At 66.3% G+C, this 19,669-nt stretch carries 16 protein-coding genes; 5 read left to right on the top strand and 11 right to left on the bottom strand.

What is annotated here, in order from left to right; all coding sequences use genetic code 11:
* Window positions 1-27: 27 nt before the first annotated feature.
* The 4 genes from CTA01S_RS03430 to CTA01S_RS03415 all read right to left on the bottom strand — a co-directional run bounded on the left by CTA01S_RS03430 (window position 28) and on the right by CTA01S_RS03415 (window position 4,125).
* The gene (locus CTA01S_RS03430) at window positions 28-927 is read right to left on the bottom strand and encodes a hypothetical protein (RefSeq protein ID WP_062192225.1); all 900 of its coding nucleotides are present in this window, start codon (window positions 925-927) and stop codon (window positions 28-30) included.
* 153 nt (window positions 928-1,080) lie between these two features.
* The gene (locus tag CTA01S_RS03425; protein ID WP_062192221.1) at window positions 1,081-1,575 is read right to left on the bottom strand and encodes a cupredoxin domain-containing protein; all 495 of its coding nucleotides are present in this window, start codon (window positions 1,573-1,575) and stop codon (window positions 1,081-1,083) included.
* Between the two features lie 36 nt (window positions 1,576-1,611).
* Window positions 1,612-2,961 carry a multicopper oxidase family protein gene (locus tag CTA01S_RS03420; RefSeq protein WP_084362295.1) on the bottom strand — a complete coding sequence of 450 codons (1,350 nt, stop codon included), beginning with the start codon at window positions 2,959-2,961 and terminating at the stop codon, window positions 1,612-1,614.
* 57 nt (window positions 2,962-3,018) lie between these two features.
* Window positions 3,019-4,125, bottom strand: coding sequence for a TolC family protein (locus CTA01S_RS03415; RefSeq protein WP_157451286.1), 1,107 nt, complete (start codon window positions 4,123-4,125; stop codon window positions 3,019-3,021).
* A 166-nt stretch (window positions 4,126-4,291) separates the two neighbouring features.
* On the opposite strand from CTA01S_RS03415, the gene CTA01S_RS03410 reads away from it, so the two are divergent.
* Window positions 4,292-4,978: a heavy metal response regulator transcription factor gene (locus CTA01S_RS03410; protein WP_062192211.1), complete on the top strand. Its 687-nt coding sequence runs from the start codon at window positions 4,292-4,294 to the stop codon at window positions 4,976-4,978.
* Window positions 4,975-6,357 carry a heavy metal sensor histidine kinase gene (locus CTA01S_RS03405; protein ID WP_062192207.1) on the top strand — a complete coding sequence of 461 codons (1,383 nt, stop codon included), beginning with the start codon at window positions 4,975-4,977 and terminating at the stop codon, window positions 6,355-6,357. The genes CTA01S_RS03410 and CTA01S_RS03405 overlap by 4 nt, the downstream gene beginning before the upstream one ends.
* Window positions 6,358-6,362: 5 nt before the next feature.
* On the opposite strand, the gene dnaJ is transcribed toward CTA01S_RS03405, so the two are convergent.
* From dnaJ to grpE, 3 genes are all read right to left on the bottom strand, one after another.
* Window positions 6,363-7,502, bottom strand: a complete 1,140-nt coding sequence (gene dnaJ, locus CTA01S_RS03400) for a molecular chaperone DnaJ (protein ID WP_062192628.1) — start codon at window positions 7,500-7,502, stop codon at window positions 6,363-6,365.
* 119 nt (window positions 7,503-7,621) lie between these two features.
* On the bottom strand, window positions 7,622-9,559 hold the full coding sequence (gene dnaK, locus CTA01S_RS03395; RefSeq protein ID WP_019559338.1) for a molecular chaperone DnaK: 1,938 nt from the start codon (window positions 9,557-9,559) through the stop codon (window positions 7,622-7,624).
* 69 nt (window positions 9,560-9,628) lie between these two features.
* A complete protein-coding gene (grpE, locus tag CTA01S_RS03390) occupies window positions 9,629-10,159 on the bottom strand; it encodes a nucleotide exchange factor GrpE (RefSeq protein WP_019559339.1) in 531 nt (176 codons plus the stop codon).
* 216 nt (window positions 10,160-10,375) lie between these two features.
* Between grpE and CTA01S_RS03385 the strand changes: the two genes are divergently transcribed.
* Entirely contained in the window at window positions 10,376-11,263 is an 888-nt protein-coding gene (locus CTA01S_RS03385) for a DUF6502 family protein (RefSeq protein ID WP_157451285.1), read from the top strand.
* Window positions 11,264-11,295: 32 nt separating this feature from the next.
* Window positions 11,296-12,471, top strand: a complete 1,176-nt coding sequence (locus CTA01S_RS03380) for a DUF5666 domain-containing protein (RefSeq protein WP_062192201.1) — start codon at window positions 11,296-11,298, stop codon at window positions 12,469-12,471.
* 67 nt (window positions 12,472-12,538) lie between these two features.
* Here the strand turns inward: CTA01S_RS03380 and CTA01S_RS03375 are convergent, their stop codons facing one another.
* The 3 genes from CTA01S_RS03375 to CTA01S_RS03365 all read right to left on the bottom strand — a co-directional run bounded on the left by CTA01S_RS03375 (window position 12,539) and on the right by CTA01S_RS03365 (window position 17,746).
* Window positions 12,539-12,949: an RNA-binding S4 domain-containing protein gene (locus tag CTA01S_RS03375; protein ID WP_019559342.1), complete on the bottom strand. Its 411-nt coding sequence runs from the start codon at window positions 12,947-12,949 to the stop codon at window positions 12,539-12,541.
* 9 nt (window positions 12,950-12,958) lie between these two features.
* Window positions 12,959-14,050 carry a ferrochelatase gene (gene hemH, locus CTA01S_RS03370; protein ID WP_062192198.1) on the bottom strand — a complete coding sequence of 364 codons (1,092 nt, stop codon included), beginning with the start codon at window positions 14,048-14,050 and terminating at the stop codon, window positions 12,959-12,961.
* A gap of 93 nt (window positions 14,051-14,143) precedes the next feature.
* Window positions 14,144-17,746 (bottom strand): PAS domain S-box protein, encoded by a 3,603-nt coding sequence (locus tag CTA01S_RS03365; RefSeq protein ID WP_062192195.1) that lies wholly within the window; start codon window positions 17,744-17,746, stop codon window positions 14,144-14,146.
* A gap of 132 nt (window positions 17,747-17,878) precedes the next feature.
* Between CTA01S_RS03365 and CTA01S_RS03360 the strand changes: the two genes are divergently transcribed.
* A complete protein-coding gene (locus tag CTA01S_RS03360; RefSeq protein ID WP_232300977.1) occupies window positions 17,879-18,598 on the top strand; it encodes an HAD-IA family hydrolase in 720 nt (239 codons plus the stop codon).
* Between the two features lie 18 nt (window positions 18,599-18,616).
* On the opposite strand, the gene CTA01S_RS03355 is transcribed toward CTA01S_RS03360, so the two are convergent.
* The gene (locus CTA01S_RS03355; RefSeq protein ID WP_019559346.1) at window positions 18,617-19,528 is read right to left on the bottom strand and encodes an adenylate/guanylate cyclase domain-containing protein; all 912 of its coding nucleotides are present in this window, start codon (window positions 19,526-19,528) and stop codon (window positions 18,617-18,619) included.
* Window positions 19,529-19,669: the final 141 nt, after the last annotated feature.

The raw sequence follows: 19,669 nt of genomic DNA, 5'->3' as shown, positions 1-19,669 counted from the left end.
TGATGCGAGGGGGCCGAAGCGGGGGCATCAGAAGCGGATGGTCAGCGTCAGGCCCAAGGCCCACAGGCCTCGGCGCGCTTCGGCCGCTGTCTCGCGTTCGCGGAAGTGACCCAGGGAGACCTGACCGAGCAGCCAGTCTTCGTGCAGTGCTTGCTCCCAGCTCAGTTGCAGACCGTATTCCTCGACCTTGACACCGCCTCCTTCACGACCGCGGAAAAGCGCCTCGGTGGACAGCAGGCGCTGGTTGCCGAAGAACTGGTACAGACCGAGGTTGCTCGACCATTCGACGCGCTGGCTGCGTTGGGTGTAGGTGGCCGCGTGGAGCCAGCGCCCGATCAGGGTGGGGTTGACCTCATGCTCGTACGACACCGCGGTGGTGGATCCGACGCGGTCATCGCGGGTCCAGAAAACGGTTTCGCGCAAATGCAGCCGGTCGGCGGGGCCGAGTTCCCACTGGTGCCGGTAGCGCAGCTGTGCATAGGGTTTGATGCCTCCGCGCAGGCCCAAGCGGGCATCGAAACCGGCCCCGGCATGGACGCCCAGCCCAGCAAAGAAGGTTTCTTGGCCGGAGCCGGGGGGCTGCAAACGCTGTTCGCGGCTGAGGGGCTGCGGCTGGTCGGTCACCAGGTCTCGGGCGTCGTCTCGTCCGACGAACAGCCGTGCAGAGCGCTGTTCGATGTTGGGCAGCCGGAAGCTGGCGTTGAAGCGGGCCCCCAGCCGGGGCGCATGCTGTTGCCGCAGCAGCAACCGCACTTGGAAGACGCCGTCGCTCACAGAGCCGCCGTCTTCGAAGGGATGGTCGCCAAACCAACCGTCCACGCCGCGGGCCAGCCACTCGGCGGATGCGCGTAGGGACTGCCGGGCCGAGCTGGCGATGTCCACCATCGGGGAGGCCGGCTCCCCGGGAGGGGAGTCGGCCAGCGCCATGGCTGGCAGGATCAAGATCGCGAACTGACACCAGGCGCTGAGGCGCGGGGCAGGGCATCGTGAGCGTGCAGAAGGCGCGTACGTGGTGGACATGGGGGTAGGAACTTGCAGGCCGTGCGCACTATAAGCCAGCCCGCACCCCACGCCAGTACATCATCGCGGCACGACGCGGATCTTGCCCACCATGCCAGCGTCGAAGTGACCCGGCAGCAAACAGGCATACTCGAACTCGCCCACACGGTTGAAGTGCCAAATCATTTCGGCCGTCTTGCCCGGGGCGACATGGGCCATGTAGGGCTCGTCATGCTCCATGTCGGGGAACTTCTTCATCAGCTCGGCGTGCGCCTGGAGTTCCTGACGGGTGCCGAGCACGAATTCGTGCATGACGTTGCCGCGGTTGTGGTGGAGGAAGCGAATCGTCTCGCCGTGCTTGACCTCGATCTGGGCGGGGGTGAAGCGCATGTCGTCGCTCATTTGGATCTCGAGGGTGCGAGTCACGGCCCGCGCCTGTCCGGCGATGCCCCAAGGTTTTTGCTCGATCACCACGGGGCCGGCCTGGCCGCCGTGGTGGCGGTCGCCGTGCGCGATGGTCATTGCTGGCACGAGCAACAGGCCCGCAAGGGCGAGGGCATGGGCGGCTTGCAGCATCGGTGGGTCTCCTTCCAATGGGGCATCGATGGGGCGTCAATGGGCGTGGCCCGTGCCGTGGGGTTTGACCGCGCGGGCCGAGTCGGGGGCGGGCGATGGCGAGCCCGCGCGCACGGCCGCCGGAGGCGCGCCTGTCCATTCGTAGGCCACAGTGCCTGGTGGATGCCTGAATGGCCCGGGATCGCTGTAGTCACCAGGCCGCTGGTGGCGGCGCACTTTGAGCACGGTGAACATGCCGCCCATCTCCAAGGGGCCGTACTGTCCCTGGCCGGTCATCATCGGTGCGGTGTTGTCCGGCAGGGGCATTTCCATTTGACCCATGTCGGCCATGCCGCGTTCGCCCATCACCATGTAGTCGGGCACGATGCGCTGGATCTTGCGCACCAGGCCGCGGTGGTCGACTCCGATCATCGTGGGCACATCATGGCCCATGGCATTCATCGTGTGGTGGCTCTTGTGGCAGTGCAAGGCCCAGTCGCCTTCTTCGTTGGCGATGAATTCGATTTGGCGCATCTGGCCGACGGCGATGTCGGTGGTCACCTCGTCCCAGCGTGCACTTGGCGGTGTGGGGCCGCCGTCGGTGCCGGTCACCTGGAACTCGTGACCGTGCAGGTGGAGCGGATGGTTGGTCATCGTGAGGTTGCCCACGCGGATGCGCACGCGGTCGTTCAAGCGCACGTTGAGCGTGTCGATGGCTGGAAAGATGCGGCTGTTGAAGCACCAGATGTTGAAGTCGAGCATCGTGTTGATGCGCGGGGTCTTGCTGCCTGGCTCCACATCGAATGCGTTGAGCAGGAAGCAGAAGTCGCGATCGACCTCGTTGATGTGCGGGTGCTTGTCGCGCGGGTGCGTGACCCAAAAGCCCATCATGCCCATGGCCATTTGCACCATCTCGTCGGCATGAGGGTGGTACATGAAGGTGCCAGGGCGGCGGGCTTCGAATTCGTAGACGTAGGTCTTGCCCACGGGGATGGCCGGCTGAGTCAGGCCGGCCACCCCATCCATGCCGTTGGGCAGGCGCTGCCCGTGCCAGTGGATGCTGGTGTGCTCGGGCAAGCGGTTGGTCACGAAGATGCGCACCCGGTCGCCCTCGACCACTTCGATGGTCGGGCCCGGGCTTTGGCCGTTGTAGCCCCACATGTGGACCTGGAAGCCAGGCGCCACCTCCCGCACCACCGGTTCGGCCACGAGGTGGAATTCCTTGACGCCATCTTTCATGCGCCATGGGAGGGTCCAGCCGTTGAGCGTGACGACCGGTCGGTAGGGCCGTCCATTGGGCGGCAGCAGGGGCGGTGCGGTCTGTGGCGAGGTCTGGACCACCGGTTCGGGCAGGGCCGCCAAGGCCGAGCGGGCCACGGCCACGCCGGCCACGGCGCTGGCGGCCATGGCGAAGAATCCGCGTCGGGAAGAGGCATTCGGCATGTGGTGTCGGGACATCGAGGGTCAGTGAGCTGGGGCGGTGTCGGCGCTGGCACCATCGCCGAGCGAGACGAAGTTCGTGGGCTCGCCCCCTTGGAGCACCCATTGGAGGTCGGATTCGGCCAGCCAGAAGTCGCGTTGGGCACGGAGGGCGTCGGCCGCGGTGGCCAAGCGGGAGCGGGTGTGGGACAGCAGCTCCCAAACGCTCATGAGCATTCCGTTGTAGCGCAGCACCGCTTCCTCGGCCATCAGCTCGCGGGTCTTGAGCACCTGGTCGCGGTAGGCTATGGCCAGGGCGTGGCTGGTCCGATAGGCCTCGTAGGCCAATCTTGCATGAGCGGATGCACGCATCGCCTCGGCTCGCGGCAACTGGTCGCGCAAGCCCTGCAGATGGTGTGCCAGCGCATCGGCGCTCATCAAAGACTCTGGCAAGGCCGGCAGTCCATCGGGCAGCGCGATGCGGTCGTGCCGTCCGGTCAGCTGCAGCACACGCACCAGCTCGCGCTCGGCCAGGGCGGCCGCGTATTCGGCTCTCTCCAAGGCCATCTTGGCTTCGCCGAGGGCCAGCGAGCTCGGCGCTGCCTGCAGGCGACTCCAGTTGCCCACCTGCACCATGCGTTGACCGAGTTCATGAGCCGCCTGGGCCGCCACGAGGCTGTCGCGGTGCATGCCGATGCTCTGTCGCGCCGCCACGGCTTGGATCCATGCCTGACGGGCCTGCCGGGCCACGGCCAGCAACTCGCTCAGACCTTGTACGCGACGGTGCATCTTGGGGTCGAGGGCCATCCAGCGCCCCTGGGCGATGGCATCGGTCAGCGCTGCGCCGAGCTGGGCCTGCACTGGGGCCAGCGACAGATGGGCCTTCCAGGCCTGGCGCACGGCGTCGGCGGGCGTGGCCAAGGACAGGGACGCCGATGGCGCGGGGGGCTGCGCGGGGTCTTGGTGTTGGGCTTCTTCCCAGCGCAGGATGTCGACATGGCCGCGCTGAAACCTTCCGACCGTGTCATTGGCCTGGCGCCAATCGAGGGGGGCATCGTTTGGAGAGGCCAGCGCGACGGGGGCCAGCATGGCCCCTGCGGCCCACAGGGCGGCTGCCAGTCGTGCGAGTTTGAGATGGAACATGGGTGGCATGAGGGGGAACATCCACGGGCTCATCGACCGGTACATCAACCGGTGGGCGGAATTTTGGGCGGGTCGAGCCAACGGCAAGCTGTCTGCCAGATGACAAATCTGTCAGCTTGTGGCGCTGGGCAGCGTTGCAGGCACACTACGTCTTGTTCCAGTGTGTGCAGCGGCCGTGAAGATCCTCATCGTCGAAGACGAACCCAAGACCGGCGACTATTTGCGCCAGGGCCTGCGTGAGGCGGGCTTTGCCGTCGATCTGGCGACCCATGGTGCTGACGGGCTGCACCTGGCGCTGGCTGGCGATCCCGACTTGCTCATCCTGGATGTGATGCTGCCCGGCATGGACGGCTGGACGGTATTGCGCGAGCTGCGCAGGCAGGGGTGGACGCGGCCGGTGCTCTTTTTGACCGCGCGCGATCAGGTCGAGGAGCGGGTGCGCGGCTTGGAGTTGGGTGCCGATGACTATCTCGTCAAGCCGTTCTCGTTCGCCGAGCTGCTGGCGCGCGTGCGCACCATTTTGCGCCGAGGGCGTGCTGGCCTGGAGCCCACGATCCTGAGAGTGGCCGATCTGGAGCTCGACTTGCTGCGTCGTCGCGTGACGCGAGCGGGCCGTCGGATCGATCTGACGGCCAAGGAGTTTGGCCTGCTGGAGCTGCTGATGCGGCGCAGTGGAGAGGTCTTGCCCCGTTCCTTGATTGCCTCTCACGTATGGGACATGAATTTCGACAGCGACACCAATGTGATCGAGGTGGCGGTGCGGCGGCTGCGGGCGAAGGTGGACGAAGGCTTCGAGCCGCGGTTGATTCACACGGTGCGCGGCATGGGCTATGTGCTGGAGGTGCCTGAGGAACGCGCATGAGACTGCGGCTGACGCTGACGGCTCGCCTGACGCTGCTGTACACCTTGGTGTCACTGACCATGCTGCTGGGGCTGGGCGTGTTCGTGCTGCGCGCCACCGATGCGCATTTCGTCGAGTTGGATGAGGAGCTGCTGCGCGACAAGTCGCGCCTGATCGCGCGGATCGTGGCCGAGAGCCGCTCGGCCGACGAGTTGGCTTCTCACTTGGATCATCTGCTCTCGACCCACGAGGGCTTGCATGCCGAGCTGCATGACGGGACTCGCGCGGTGTATGACGCCCATGGGCTGCAGCTGGCCCAAGCCGTCGAGCGCCAGCAGGGCGTGGGGCCGCCCGCCCAGTGGACCGTGGCGGGGCGGACGTTGCGCGTGCTGCAGTTTTCCTTGCCTGCTGCGCAGGCACTGGCTGCCGACGGTAGGCTCGTGCTGACCTTGGGATTGGATATCGGGCACCACCAGCATTTCATGCAGTCGCTGACCCGCTGGCTGACGGTGTGCCTGGCCGCAGCCACGTTGCTCAGTGGGTTGCTGGCCTGGTGGGTGGCGCGGCGCGGGCTGGCTCCGCTGCGGGAGATGAAGGCGCGCGCGCAGCGTGTGACGGCGCGCCAGATCGATCATCGCATGCCCGAGCAGGACGTGCCGGTGGAGCTGGCCGACTTGGCCCAGGGGCTCAATTCGATGCTGGATCGTCTGCAACAGGATGTCGAGCGTTTGTCGCAGTTCTGCGGCGATCTGGCTCATGAGCTGCGCACGCCCATCAGCAACTTGCTGACTCAGACGCAGGTGGCCTTGGCCCAGCCACGACCGGCGCAGGCCTATCGCGAGATCTTGGCCTCTAATGCCGAGGAGCTGCAGCGCTTGGCTCGCATGGTGTCAGACATGCTCTTTTTGGCCCAGGCCGATCACGGACTGGCGCTGCCGCGGCCCGAGCGCATCGTGTTGGCCGAGGAAGTCAAAGCGCTGTTCGACTTTTATGAGGCCTTGGCCGAGGACAAGGGCTTGCGCTTGGAGGCCGCGGGTCAAGCCGAGGTGTGGGGGGACCGTCTGATGGTGCGTCGGGCCATCAGCAACTTGTTGTCCAACGCACTGCGGCATGCGCGGCCCGGCACGCCGGTGCGCGTGAGTCTGGAAGAGCGGGATGCCCAGTGTGTGCTGACGGTGCACAACGAGGGGCCGGGCATCGATCCGCAGGATCTGCCCAGGCTGTTCGATCGCTTCTTCCGCGCCGACCGCTCGCGGCGCCACGGTGTCAGCGAAGGGGCCGGGCTGGGGCTGGCGATCACGCAGGCCGTGATGCGCGCGCACGGTGGGTATGCCTCGGCTCGGTCAGAGCAAGGCCAAACCGCGATGTCCTTGCATTTCCCGCGCGCAGCGTCTGGGTGAGGCGCTCACTTGAACAGGTCTTTGACCCGGTCGGTCCAACTCTTGGCATGGGGCGAGTGGCGTTCGCCGCCTTTCTTGAGCGATTCATCCAGCTCCTTGACCAGCTTGCGTTGGTGCTCTGTGAGCTTGACCGGTGTTTCGATCTGGATGTGGCAGTACAGATCGCCAGGATAGGCCGAGCGCACGCCCTTGATGCCTTTGCCACGCAGGCGGAAGGTCTTGCCATGCTGAGTGCCCTCGGGCAGCTCGATTTCGGCGCGGCCAGACAGCGTGGGCACCTCGATGGTGCCGCCGAGGATGGCCGTGGTGATGCTCACGGGCACGGTGCAGTGCAGGTCGTCGCCGTCGCGTTCGAAGATCTCGTGTTTTTTGATGCGGATCTCGATGTACAGGTCGCCGGGCGGGCCACCGTTGGTGCCGGGTTCCCCATTGCCGGCCGAGCGGATGCGCATGCCTTCGTCGATGCCGGCGGGGATTTTGACCTCCAGTGTCTTGGCGCGCTTGACCCGACCCTGTCCGCCGCAGCTGGGGCACGGATCGGGGATGACCTTGCCGCTGCCGTGACAGTGGGGGCAGGTTTGTTGGATGCTGAAGAAGCCTTGGCGCAGGTGCACGGTGCCCGAGCCATGGCAGGTGCCACAGGTTTTGGCACTGGTGCCCGGACGGGCGCCGCTGCCATGGCAGGTGTCGCAGTCTTCCCAGCTGGGGATGCGAATTTGCGCTTCCTTGCCGAAGGCGGCTTCTTCCAGGGTGATTTCCATGGCATAGGACAGGTCGCTGCCGCGATAGACCTGTGGGCCCCCGCGGCGCGAGGCGCCGGTCCCGAAGATGTCGCCAAAGATGTCGCCGAAGGCTTCTGCAAAGCCACCGAAACCTTCGGAGCCACCGCGGAAGCCGGCGCCGCCCATGGACGGATCCACCCCTGCATGGCCGTACTGGTCATAGGCCGCGCGCTTTTTCGGGTCCGAGAGCATCTCGTAGGCCTCTTTGGCCTCTTTGAACTTTTCCTCGGCCTCCTTGGCCTTGTCACCCTGGTTGCGGTCCGGGTGGTACTTCATGGCCAACTTGCGGTAGGCCTTTTTGATGTCCTCTTCGGAGGCATTTTTCGCCACACCCAGGACTTCGTAGTAGTCGCGCTTTGCCATGTTCTCGGTCACTTTCAAACGCAAAGCCCCCGTGTGCAGGTGTCGCTGCCCACGGGGGTGCTTTCATCCCCGCCCCCTGCGGCTGCGGCTGCCGGCTTCGGGGGGCGGGCCAGCGTCGATTACTTTTTGTCCTTCACTTCGGTGAATTCGGCGTCCACCACGTTGTCGTCGGCGGACTTGGCCGAGGCTTGGGCACCAGCAGCGGAGTGGCTCTGGCCGGCCGCCTGAGCCGCCTGCATGTCGGCATAGAGCTTCTCGCCCAACTTCTGGCTGGCCTTCATCAGCGCCTCGCTCTTGGCTTCGATGGTGGCCTTGTCCTCGCCCTTGAGGGCTTCTTCGAGGTCCTTGATGGCCGACTCGATGGCTTCCTTCTCGGAGGCTTCGAGCTTGCTGCCGTGCTCACCCAAAGACTTGCGCACGCTGTGCACCAGGGCGTCGGCCTGGTTGCGGGCTTGCGCCAGTTCGAGCTTGCGCTTGTCCTCGGCGGCATTGAGCTCGGCGTCTTTCACCATCTTTTGGATCTCCTCCTCGGTGAGGCCGGAGTTCGCCTTGATGGTGATCTTGTTCTCCTTGCCGGTGGCCTTGTCCTTGGCGCTGACGTGCAAAATGCCGTTGGCGTCGATGTCGAAAGTCACCTCGATTTGCGGCACGCCGCGCGGCGCCGGCGGAATGCCTTCCAGGTTGAACTCGCCCAGCAGCTTGTTGCCCGCGGCCATTTCGCGTTCGCCCTGGTAGACCTTGATGGTCACGGCCGGTTGGTTGTCCTCCGCCGTGGAGAAGACCTGCGAGAACTTGGTCGGGATGGTGGTGTTCTTGCTGATCATCTTCGTCATCACGCCGCCCAGGGTCTCGATGCCCAAGGACAGCGGGGTGACGTCCAGCAGCAACACGTCCTTGCGGTCGCCGGCCAGCACCGCGCCTTGGATGGCCGCACCCACGGCCACGGCTTCGTCGGGGTTGACGTCTTTGCGCGGCTCTTTGCCGAAGAACTCCTTGACCTTCTCCTGCACCTTGGGCATGCGGGTCATGCCACCGACCAGGATCACGTCATCGATGTCGCTGACCTTCACGCCGGCATCCTTGATGGCGATGCGGCAGGGCTCGATGGTGCGCTCGATCAGGTCTTCGACCAGGGCCTCGAGTTTGGCACGCGTGAGCTTGATGTTCAGGTGCTTCGGCCCGGAGGCGTCGGCCGTGATGTAGGGCAGGTTGATTTCGGTTTGCTGGCTGGAGGACAGCTCGATCTTGGCTTTCTCGGCAGCTTCTTTCAGGCGCTGCAAGGCCAGCACGTCCTTGGTGAGGTCGACGCCTTGTTCTTTCTTGAATTCACCAATGATGTAGTCGATGATGCGCTGGTCGAAGTCCTCGCCACCGAGGAAGGTGTCGCCGTTGGTGGACAGCACTTCGAACTGCTTCTCGCCATCGACATCGGCGATTTCGATGATGGAGATGTCGAACGTGCCGCCGCCGAGGTCATAGACGGCGATCTTGCGGTCGCCTTTGGCGGTTTTGTCCAGGCCGAAGGCCAATGCGGCCGCGGTGGGCTCATTGATGATGCGCTTGACTTCCAAGCCGGCGATGCGCCCGGCGTCCTTGGTGGCTTGACGCTGGCTGTCGTTGAAATAGGCCGGCACGGTGATCACGGCCTCGGTCACGGGTTCGCCCAGGTAATCCTCGGCGGTCTTCTTCATCTTGCGCAGCACTTCGGCGCTGACCTGCGGAGGCGCGAGTTTCTTGCCGCGCACTTCGACCCAGGCATCGCCGTTGTCGGCTTGCACGATGGAATAGGGCATCAGGTCGATGTCCTTTTGGACTTCCTTCTCGGTGAACTTGCGGCCGATCAGGCGCTTGACGGCGTACAGGGTGTTCTTGGGATTGGTGACTGCCTGGCGCTTGGCAGGGGCGCCGACCAGCACCTCACCGTCTTCCATGTAGGCCACGATGGACGGCGTGGTGCGCGCGCCCTCACTGTTTTCGATGACCTTGGGCGTATTGCCTTCCATGACGGCCACGCACGAGTTCGTGGTGCCCAGGTCGATGCCGATGATTTTTGCCATGTTGGATGCTCCTGATCTGAAAAATCCGGTTGTCCGCTACTTGTGGATCAATGAGGGGCTTTCAAGGGGTCAGCGGGGGGCCGCCACGGTCACCAGGGCTGGACGCAGCACCCGGTCGGCAATCACATAGCCTTTTTGCAGCACGGCCACGATGGTGTTGGGCTCTTGCTCGGCCGGCACCATGCTGATGGCCTGGTGTTGATGGGGGTCGAACTTGTCGCCGCTGGCCGGGTTCACCTCGAGCACCTTGTTGCGCTCCAGGGCCTGGGTGAGCAAGCGCAACGTGGCATGCACGCCCTCGCGCAATTGTTCCAGCGTGGCGTTGTCCACTGCCAAGGCGGCTTCCAGGCTGTCTTTGACGGGCAGCAGGCTTTCAGCAAACGCCTCGATGGCGAACTTGCGCGACTTGGCGATTTCCTCCTCGGCGCGGCGGCGGGTGTTTTCGACCTCGGCCTTGGCGCGCAAGTAGGCGTCGGACACCTCGGCGTGCCGGGCTTCGAGTTCGGCCAGCTTCTGTTCGAGCGTCACCTGCTCGGCCGGCTCGGCGTTCAGTTCAGGGGCAGGAGATTGGTTGGGGTCAGGATGTTGCGGTTCTGTCATGTCGTGCTTCCCATCGGTTGGCGCGCAAATGGGGGCATGCTCCAAAGGTTCAAGAGGCTGGGCCCGATGGCGGACGGGAAAATCCTGAAGAAAATCTTGAATTTTGCCGGCAAATGGCCTGGGCCGGTCCGTCCGGTCCCCGACGCAGGGGGGCGCCTGGGCATTTTGCGCAGGTTAGGATGCCTGCCTGAGCCTGTGAATCAGTCCCATTTGCCCTTGGACACTTCCTTTTCCAGCGAAACCAAGGATGCCGCTGCGCATTCCAGGGGCGCCGGCCGCGCCGAGCTGGCCATGCGCACGGCCCTGACCTTGGCCCGGCCCATCGTGCGTTGGTTGCTGCGCCAGGGGGTGCAGTACGGGGCTTTCGTGGCCGCGCTCAAGCGGGTCTTCGTGGAGGTGGCGGCCGAGGAACTGCGCCGCCAGGGGCGGCGCTGCACCGATTCGGCGCTGAGCGTGCTCAGCGGGGTGCACCGCAAAGACGTGCGGGCGCTGACGCAGCTGGGCCGGGCCCTGCAGCGCGACAAGCCTTTTTCGCCCGCGTCGCTGGTCTTCACGCGCTGGGCCACCGACCCACGCTGGCGCGATCCGGCCAGCGGCCGCCCGTTGCGGCTGCCGCGCCAGGGAGAGCAAGGCTCGTTCGAGGCGCTGGCGCGAGAGGTGTCCACGGACGTGCACCCCCGCACCTTGCTGGACGAGCTGCAGCGGTTGTCGCTGGTGCACATCGATGGCCCGTGGGTGGAGTTGGTGGCGCAGAGCTACGTGCCGTCGGCCGACGAGGCCGCCATGGCCGAGCTGTTGGCCGCCAACGGCGCCGATCACCTGGCTGCTGCGGTGCACAACCTGACCACGTCCGAACCGCGCCTGCTCGAGCAAAGCGTGTTCGCCAGCGGGCTGTCGCAGGCTTCGGCCGAGGCGCTGGGGGTGCTGGCACGGCGGCTGTGGGCGCAGGACTTCGCGTGCATGGCCGAGCAGGCGCGACAGCGCTGTCAGGCCGACGCAAAGCCTGCGCAGCCTTACCGCATGCGCTTTGGCGTGTATTACTACATGGAGCCCGAGGCATCCGAGACCGACGCTGCGCACGCCCGAAAAGGGTCTTCGTCGTGAACCGCGTCCTGAGGGGGAGCCGGATCGGCCTGATGGCCCTGGTGCTGGCTGGCGGGCTGGTTGCTTGCGGCGGTGGGGACGGTGTGGGTTCGGGTGGGACGGGGGCGCCGGTGTCGTCATCGGGGACGGTCTCGGGCTTCGGCAGCGTGTGGGTCGATGGCTTGGAGCTGGACGACACCCAGGCGCGTGTGAGGCTCGACAGCGCGGAGGGGGCGCCCGACCTTCCCTCCGGACCGCTCCGGCTCGGCCTGGGCCAGCGCGTCGAGCTCGAGTTCGAGACCGAGGCCTCGGGGCGGCGCGTGGTCTCCGAGATCCGCATCTCGTCTCAGGTGATCGGCCCGGTGACCTCGGTCTCGCCCTTGAAGGTGGCCGGGCAGCCGGTGCGGGTCAATACCGATGCGGCGCAAGGGCCCTTGACCTTGCTGGTGGGGGTGGCCGACGCCTCGGCGCTGCAGGTGGGGCAGCGGGTGGAAGTGCACGGCCTGGCCCGCACGAGCGGGGGGGTGCGCGAGATCCTGGCCTCTCGGATCGCCACCGTGGACGGTGCCGGACAGAGCCCCTGGCTGCGCCTGAGCGGTTCGGTCATGGGCCTGACATCGGGCAGCTTCAGGCTGGGTGGACTCAGGGTGCAGTGGGACGGCCGCACGGTCATCGTGCCTGGTCAACAGGCGCTGGCCGAGGGGGTGTCGGTGCGGGTGTGGACACGCGGGGGCATCTTGGGCCCGCCGGACGACCCGTATGTCCTGGCCGATCGCATCCAGATCCTGCGCCGGCAGTGGCAGCGGCAACAGCCGGTGCGTCTTTCCGGGCCGGTGCAGGTCTGCTCGGACGCGCCCTCGTTGTTTTACGTGTGCGTCGCCGATGCCGTGATCGAGCGGTCGTCGGCCCAGGTGAGCGGAGGGAGTCTGGATGACTTGGTGGAGGGGCGGTACGTGGACGTGCAGGCGCACTACGATGCGGCGCTGCAGGTGCTGCGTGGAGCCCGCTTCGCGCTGCGCACGGATGCCAGCGAGGCGTCCGTGGCCCGACTGGCCGGGGAGGTGTCCGGGGTGTCCGGGTTCCGCTTCACGGTGCGCGGCACGTTCGTCGAATGGAACGCCAGCACGCCGCGTGACTGTGACCCGGCCCACGGCGTGCGGGTGCGGGTGACGGGCCGCATCGCTGGCGACCATGTCCGCGCGACCCGGATCGAGTGTGTGAATCCTTGAGGCGGCCTCAAGCAGCGGATCCTCGGGGCCGCTGCGGGTGTCCCGTGCCGGCGCGCCGGTGGCGGTATCACCGTTTGGGCAGATCGTCCAGCGACACGCTCCAGCGCTGCCAGTCGGCCAGCTTGCGCCGGTCGCGCTTGGTCGGGCGGCCTTGTTCGATGGCGTGGGCCGGGTCGGCGAGGTAGCGCCGCAGGCGCGCGGCTTCTTCGCGGGCGCGAACGCTGTCCGGTGTTTCTTCGTAGAGCTGCTGGGCCACGGCGGCCGGGCCGCGCACCTTGCTCAGACCGCGCACGATGAGAATGCGGGTCGTCGGTCCCTGTTGAATGCTCAGGCGGTCGCCGATGCGAACTTCGCGCGAGGGCTTGGCCGGTTGGTCGTTGACACGCACTCGACCTTTGTCGACTTCTTCCATGGCCAGGCTGCGCGTCTTGTAGAAGCGCGCGGCCCATAACCATTTGTCCAGGCGTACGCCGTCCATGGCCAGACCTCAAGCGGCTGCGCCAAGCGCCAGGGCGCGCTCGCGTTGGCGTGTCAGTGCGGCCGGGTCACTGGCTTCGCGTGTGGGCCATCCGGCCAGATGCTGCTCGGCGATGTCGCAAAGCGCGACGATCCATTCGTGCAGATCGTTCAGGCAGGCGATGTGATGGAACTCCTTGCCGCCGGCGCCCAGAAAGGCTTGGCGGCCTTCGATGGCGATCTCTTCCAGGGTTTCGATGCAGTCGCTGACGAAGCCGGGGCAGATCACGTCCACACGCCGCACGCCCTGGCGGGCCAGTTCGATCAGCGTGGGCTCGGTGTAGGGCTGCAACCAAGGTGCCTTGCCGAAGCGGCTTTGGAAGGTGACGCAATATTGCTCGGCTCGCAGGCCGAGCCGTTCGGCCACCAGGCGCGCGGTCTTGTGGCATTCGCAGTGGTAGGGGTCGCCGAGGTCCAGGGTGCGCCGCGGCACGCCGTGGAAGCTGAGCACGAGCCGGTCGGGCCGGCCATGGTCCATCCAGTGCTGGCCGATGCGTCGGGCCAGGGCGCCGATGTAGCCAGGATGGTCGCCATAGCGGTTGACGAAGCGCAGCTCGGGCAGGGCCCGCGTGCGGGCCGCCCAGGCGCCCACGGCATCGATCACGCTGGCCGTGGTGGTGCCGGAATACTGGGGGTACAGGGGCAATACCAGCACCCGTGTGGCACCAGCGGCCTTCAAGGCATCCAGTTGGGTGGCAATGGACGGTCGTCCATAGCGCATGGCGGCTGCCACCGTCACGCGGTGCCCGCGCTCGCCCAGATAGCCTTGCAAGAGTTTGGCTTGTCGTTCGGTCCACACCCGCAAGGGGGAGCCAGCCTCGGTCCAGATGCTTTCGTATTTCGCGGCAGACCGGGATGGACGCACCCGCAGGATGATGCCGTGCAGCAGGGGCTTCCACAGCCAGCGCGGGATCTCCACCACGCGGGGATCGCTCAGAAACTCGGCCAGGTAGCGGCGCAGCGCCGGCGCCGTGGGGGCTTCCGGAGTGCCCAGATTGCACAGCAGCACACCGGTGGTGCTGTCGCGGCCATGGGCATGGGGGGGTTCGGGGGCGAAGCGCATCGATTCGGGGTTCCTTGTGGCTTCGGGATTATTCCCGAGCCGCGCCAGTCTCACCATCGCAGGCCGGGCTTGCCCCTAGGGGGTGGGGGGAACTCAGTCCTCGGGGTCTGGCCGGCGCCTCACGCGCGCGATGTCCGCCAGCACTTGGGGCAGGGCGATGGGTTTGGTCCAGTAGCCGGCGAAACCGGCCTGACGGGCCCGTTCGATGTCCTCGGGCATGGCATCGGCCGAGCACATGAAGGCTGGGATGTCGTGCAGGCCGTGGTCTCGGCGCAGGCCTTGCAGCACGTCGAAGCCGGACATGCCGGGCAGGTGGGCGTCGAGCACGATGACGTCGGGCCGCCAGTGGCGTACCAGGTCGAACGCTCGTTCACCATCTTCGGCGACCTGCAGTTCGATGTGCTCGCACAGGGTCATGGCCTCGCGGAACAGCAGGGCGTTGACCGGGTTGTCTTCCACGTAGAGCAGGCGCAGCGGGCCGATGCGGCTGGGCATCGATGGCGCGGGATCGGTGGACGCCGCACCGATGGTGTTCGCCGTGGCGGCATCGGCGCGCGGCAGCTCCAGGCTGACCGTGGTGCCCGTGCCGACGCTGCTGCGCACGTGGATGCGGCCGCCCATCTCTTCGATCAGGCGCTTGGCGATGAACAGACCCAAGCCGGTGCCTTCGATGCCGGAGGTTTCGCGCCCCAATCGCTCGAAGGGCTGGAACAGGCGCTCGAGCTGCGCGGCATCCAGACCGGCGCCGGTGTCGGTCACCTCGATGCTCACACGGTGCTCGGCCGCATCGCCGGCCTGCAGCGTCACGCGGCCGCCGGGCCGGTTGTATTTGATCGCATTCGACACGATGTTGAGCAAGACCTGGCGCAGCCGCTGCGGGTCGGCCCGCACGTGCGTGTCCATCGGTATGAGGTTTTCGATGTCGATGCGGTATTCCCGCGCCAAGGGCGCCAACAATTCTTGTGTTTGGGCACTGGCTTCGCGCAAGGACACAGGCTCCATCGACAGGGCAAGCTGGCCGGTTTCCACGCGTTGCAGATCCAACACGTCGTTGATCAGCGCCAAGAGGTGGCGGCCGGCTTGCAGCATGTGCGTGGCATAGTCGCGAATCTGCGCCGCATGGGGCTGCCCGGCGCTCATTGCAAGCAGTTGGGCAAATCCGATCATCGCATTGAGCGGGGTGCGCATCTCATGGCTCATGCGCGAGAGGAACTCCGTCTTGGCCTGGCTGGCCAGCTCGGCGGCCCGTTTGTCGCGCAACGCCTGTTCGGCTTGCTTCAGACGCGTGATGTCGGAATAAGTGCCGACCACCCGCAAGGCACGGCCATCGGGCGAACGGACCATCACCTTGCCGCGTTCGAAGACGCACAGATAGTGGCCATCGCGGTGACGCATGCGGTGCTCGGATTGGTAGACCTCGGTCCGTCCTTTCAAATGCGCCACCAGCGCGGCGCGCACCTGCGGCCAGTCCTCCGGGTGGACGCGTTCTCGCCATTCGCGTGGATCGTTGCTCAGCTCGTCATGGGCATAGCCCAGATTGGCGCGCCAACTGCGTGAGTAGTACACCGTGCCGGCTTGAACGTCCCAGTCCCATACGCCGTCGCCGCTGCCCTCGAGGGCGAATTTCCAGCGCTGTTCGCTTTGGGCCAAAGCGAGCTCGGCTTGGCGCTGAAGGGTGATGTCCCGAAAGGTCAGCACGGCCGACATCGGCGGCTCGTCAGGACTTAGCCGCAGCGGCTGCGTGTTGACGGCCAGCCACCGGGGGCTGCCGTCGGGCCCGCGCACCGCATACACCTCCTCGGTCACCGGCTTGCCGGTCTGGAGTGAGCGCGTCACCGGGTGGGCCTGGGCGGGCAAAGGCCGCAGGTCCTCGCTCAGCAGTTCGAGGCCGGGCCGCATCATCAGCGTGTCCATCGAGGCGTCGAGGATGCGGCAGGCTGCCGGATTGACCGCCACGACGTAATGGTCACGTGTGAGCACCATCAGTCCATCGCTGATCGACAAGGCCACCGAGCGGTACAACTCCTCGCTCAGCCGCAGCCGGTCGGCGGCGGCGCTGCGTTCGGTGATGTCGTTTTGCAAGCCGATGAAGTGGGTGATGCGCCCTTGGGCATCGCGCAAGGGCGCCACATGCAATTCATTGAGGAAGCGGCTGCCGTCTTTGCGCTGGTTGCGCAGCACCACGGTGCAGCTTTCCCCACGCGCCAGCGCCGAGCGCAGTGCGGCCAGCATCACCGGATCGGTGTCCTCGCACTGCAGGAAGCGGCAGTTGCGGCCGAGGATTTCCTCTCGCCGGTAACCGGTCAGACGTTCGAAGGACGGGTTGACATACACCAGCGGCATGTCTGGAGCCAGGGCGTCGACCACGGTCATCGGCAGGGCGGTCTCGGCTTCCATGGCGCGCCGCATGATTTGCAATTGGGCATCGCGCTGCTCCAACTCCTGCTCGGCTCGACGGCGTGCGGTGATGTCCACGGCCACACGAATGTGGCCGCCGCTGGCGATGGGCTCTTCGGTCAGGAGGATCCAGCGGTCGCGCCAGCGCATCTCCAGCGGCGCAGCGCCCTCTGGCCGGGCGGCGGTGTGCCAGGCGAGAAATTCGTCCTCGCGTCCGATGGCATCGGGGTAGTCGCCTGCACGCACCGCCCGCTCCAGCGCTTCGGTCCAGCAGGCACTCTCCAGGCCCTGGACGTGGCAACCCAGGCCTTCGCGCCAGGCCCGGTTGGCATGCACGATGCGGTCATGGGCATCGGTGATGACGATGCCCGCCCCCACGCTGTCGATGGCCTCCTGAAGCAAGCGCTGGACTTGGCGGGCCTGCTGCTGCAGACGCAGTTCCTCCGTCACCACCCGGGTGGCGCCGCGATAGCCGCGGAACCGCCCAGACGAGTCGAACACCGGCACGCCCGACACCGACACGGCCAGGCGGCCGCGCGGCGTTTCGCGCTCCATGACCAGTTGGCTGAAGGGCTGGCGCGCTTGGCGTGCTTGTATGTAGGCGGCATGGTCGCTGCGGTGGGCCGGATCGGAGCAGGGATGAAAGAACTCGCGGGCTGTTTGTCCGATTTCGTCTTCCGGACGCAGCCCGGTGTGCCGCTCCAAACTGGCCGACACCCAAGTGATACGACCTTCGGCATCCGATTCCCACAGCCAGTCGTTGCCGGCCAGTCCAGCCGTTCGCACCCGGGCTTCCTGCATGCGCGAGCGCTGCTCTTTGAGTCGCAAGGCCAGCATGTTCTCCAGCATCAGGCCGAGCTGATGCAGCCCCTGCCTGGCCGGGGCATCCAGTGTTCGCGACCGCAGGTCATAGACGCACAGCGTGGCCACCACGGCTCCTTCGACCCGCAGCGGCAGGCTTGCAAAGAAGCGCAGTCGATAGGTATCGACGACGAAGGGGTGCTGGGCGAAGCGGGGATCGGCTGTCAGGTCCTCGACCACCGTCAGACCGTCCTCATGCAGGGTCTGGTTGCACAAGGCCAGCTCGCGCGGGACTTCCCGGGCCTCAGCCCCGACCACGGACTTGAACCAATGGCGATCCCGGTCCATGAAGCCCAGCAGCGCGATGGGGCAACCGGTCAGCCGCGCGGCCAAGCTCACGGCGGCATCGAAGCTCGGCTCGGGCGCCGTGTCCAGGATGCGCAACTCGTGCAGGCGCCCCAGGCGTTGGGTTTCGTCAGGCAGGCTCGGGCGGGACATGGCGTGTCCGGTGGATCATGGGCGGCGGGGGACGTTCGCCGTGCACTATAGGCGAGTTGGGGGCCTGCTTCATCGGGTTCGATGGTGCCATGGCCTCAGAATGCTGGGCATCGTTGAATAATGCGCTACCTCGTGAAGGCGACGAACAATCCTCCGCTGGCCATGCCGCCCTTGGCGCTGACGCTCGACCTGGACGACACCTTGTGGCCCGTGTGGCCGGCCATCGAACGGGCCGAGACGCAACTGCATGCCTGGCTGCAACGGCATGCGCCGGCCACGGCGCGGCGTTTCGATATCGCCGGCTTGCGGGCGCTGCGCGACGAAGTGGCCCGCACCCACCCGCAGTGGTCCCACGATCTGAGCGCCATCCGCCTGGAGAGCTTGCGGCGTGCGCTGCGCCAGGCCGGCGACGACGAGGGGCTGGCGCAACCGGCCTTCGACGCATTCTTGTCTTGGCGGCACCGAGTCGAGATTTACGCAGACGTGGTGCCAGCGCTACAGCGCCTGGCGGCTCGCTTCCCCTTGGTGGCGCTGACCAATGGCAATGCCGACCTGCAAACCATTGGGCTGAGCCATTGGTTTCGCAGCGTGGTCAGTGCGCGCAGTTTTGGGGTGGGTAAGCCCCATGCCGCGATTTTCATGGAGGCATGCCGCCGTGCCGGGGCGCCGGCGCACCGGGTCTTGCACGTGGGGGACGACTTGGCTTTGGATGTGGCAGCGGCCTTGGCCGCGGGCCTGCAGGCGGCCTGGGTGGCGCGTCCAGACATTCATGCCGAGGCCGAGGGGGCGCCCGAAGGCACCCACCATGTGGTGCGTGATTTGGGCGAGCTGGCCGATCGGTTGGGAGCTTGAGCTGCCGTGGGAGGGCTTTCAAGGCCCGATGCTGAAGACTTCGAAGCTCAGGCAGGCAGCTTTGGGGTCGCCTGGCGGCGCTCCCAGTCCGATGACGCCACGGCCATGCAGCACGCAGCGGCCGCGGCGCAACACCACGGTCTCGGCCTCGTTGGCAAAGCGCACGAAGCTGCCGTTGCTGCTTTGATCGTCGAGGTGGAAGTTGCCGCTGTGCCATTCGATGCGCGCATGCAGTCGCGAGACCCGGGTGTCGTCGATGCATAGCGTGGATTCGGGGCTGCGCCCCAGGACGATCGGTGTTTGTTGGGGGGTGTAGACCTGATGCACACCGCCTACCGTCAGTCGCAGGCAGTCGGCCGAAGGGGTGTCGGTGAAGTCGGAAAACAGCGTAGACACCGGGGCATCGTCGGTCCAGGTCTCCAGCACGAAGACGCGGCAAGGTTCGGCGCGGCCGCGCAGATGCAGGCGATCCAGGCTGCGAAAACGCTGCCGATCCAGGCGGTTGAGACGCTCGTGCACCGCATCGGTGATCAGCACTTCATTGTCCCCGGCATGTTCGAGCAGGCGGGCCGCGACATTGACCGCATCGCCGAACCAATCGCCGTCGACCGCGACGATCTCGCCGTGCGCCAAGGCCACGCGCAGCTTCAGCGATGAGGCGCCAGTGTGGGCATCGGACATGATGCGGGCGATGGCTTCTTGCATTTCACAGGCCGCGCGCAGGCTGCGTGCGGGCCGCTCGAAGACGGCCATCAAGCCATCCCCCAGGGTTTTGACCACCGTGCCACCGCGTTGGCTCACGACCTGGCTGAGCATGCCGATGGTGCGGGTGATGATTTCGGCCGCCTGGGAATTGCCAAGGGACTCGTACAGCGAGGTGCTACCGCGCAAATCGGCAAACAGGACGGTGCGCTCGCTGGAAGACGGCATCGGCGGACTGTGAGAAATGTCACGCGCAGTGTAGCGGCTGCGCGGGGGCGCTGGAATGCGAACGGCCCCGCACAGGGGCGAGGCCGTTGGTTTCTTGCAATAGCCTGATGGGCCGAGGCGCCCGCTCGGCGCCTCGGGCGG

Origin of the sequence: Caldimonas taiwanensis NBRC 104434, from assembly GCF_001592165.1 — a bacterium.
Classification (GTDB): Bacteria; Pseudomonadota; Gammaproteobacteria; order Burkholderiales; family Burkholderiaceae_C; genus Caldimonas; species Caldimonas manganoxidans.
Note: the sequence above shows the minus strand (reverse complement) of the source record. Positions and strands in the feature narration are given on the sequence as shown.

Excerpts from the sequence above, each read along its gene's own strand:
- CTA01S_RS03425 (WP_062192221.1), bottom strand. The coding sequence starts at position 1,575 with ATGCTGCAAGCCGCCCATGCCCTCGCCCTTGCGGGCCTGTTGCTCGTG.
- CTA01S_RS03405 (WP_062192207.1), top strand. The coding sequence starts at position 4,975 with ATGAGACTGCGGCTGACGCTGACGGCTCGCCTGACGCTGCTGTACACC.
- dnaJ (WP_062192628.1), bottom strand. The coding sequence starts at position 7,502 with ATGGCAAAGCGCGACTACTACGAAGTCCTGGGTGTGGCGAAAAATGCC.
- CTA01S_RS03365 (WP_062192195.1), bottom strand. The coding sequence starts at position 17,746 with ATGTCCCGCCCGAGCCTGCCTGACGAAACCCAACGCCTGGGGCGCCTG.
- hemH (WP_062192198.1), bottom strand. The coding sequence starts at position 14,050 with ATGCGCTTCGCCCCCGAACCCCCCCATGCCCATGGCCGCGACAGCACC.
- CTA01S_RS03430 (WP_062192225.1), bottom strand. The coding sequence starts at position 927 with ATGGCGCTGGCCGACTCCCCTCCCGGGGAGCCGGCCTCCCCGATGGTG.
- CTA01S_RS03375 (WP_019559342.1), bottom strand. The coding sequence starts at position 12,949 with ATGGACGGCGTACGCCTGGACAAATGGTTATGGGCCGCGCGCTTCTAC.
- CTA01S_RS03415 (WP_157451286.1), bottom strand. The coding sequence starts at position 4,125 with ATGCCACCCATGTTCCATCTCAAACTCGCACGACTGGCAGCCGCCCTG.
- dnaK (WP_019559338.1), bottom strand. The coding sequence starts at position 9,559 with ATGGCAAAAATCATCGGCATCGACCTGGGCACCACGAACTCGTGCGTG.
- grpE (WP_019559339.1), bottom strand. The coding sequence starts at position 10,159 with ATGACAGAACCGCAACATCCTGACCCCAACCAATCTCCTGCCCCTGAA.
- CTA01S_RS03355 (WP_019559346.1), bottom strand. The coding sequence starts at position 19,528 with ATGCCGTCTTCCAGCGAGCGCACCGTCCTGTTTGCCGATTTGCGCGGT.
- CTA01S_RS03380 (WP_062192201.1), top strand. The coding sequence starts at position 11,296 with ATGGCCCTGGTGCTGGCTGGCGGGCTGGTTGCTTGCGGCGGTGGGGAC.
- CTA01S_RS03420 (WP_084362295.1), bottom strand. The coding sequence starts at position 2,961 with ATGGCCGCCAGCGCCGTGGCCGGCGTGGCCGTGGCCCGCTCGGCCTTG.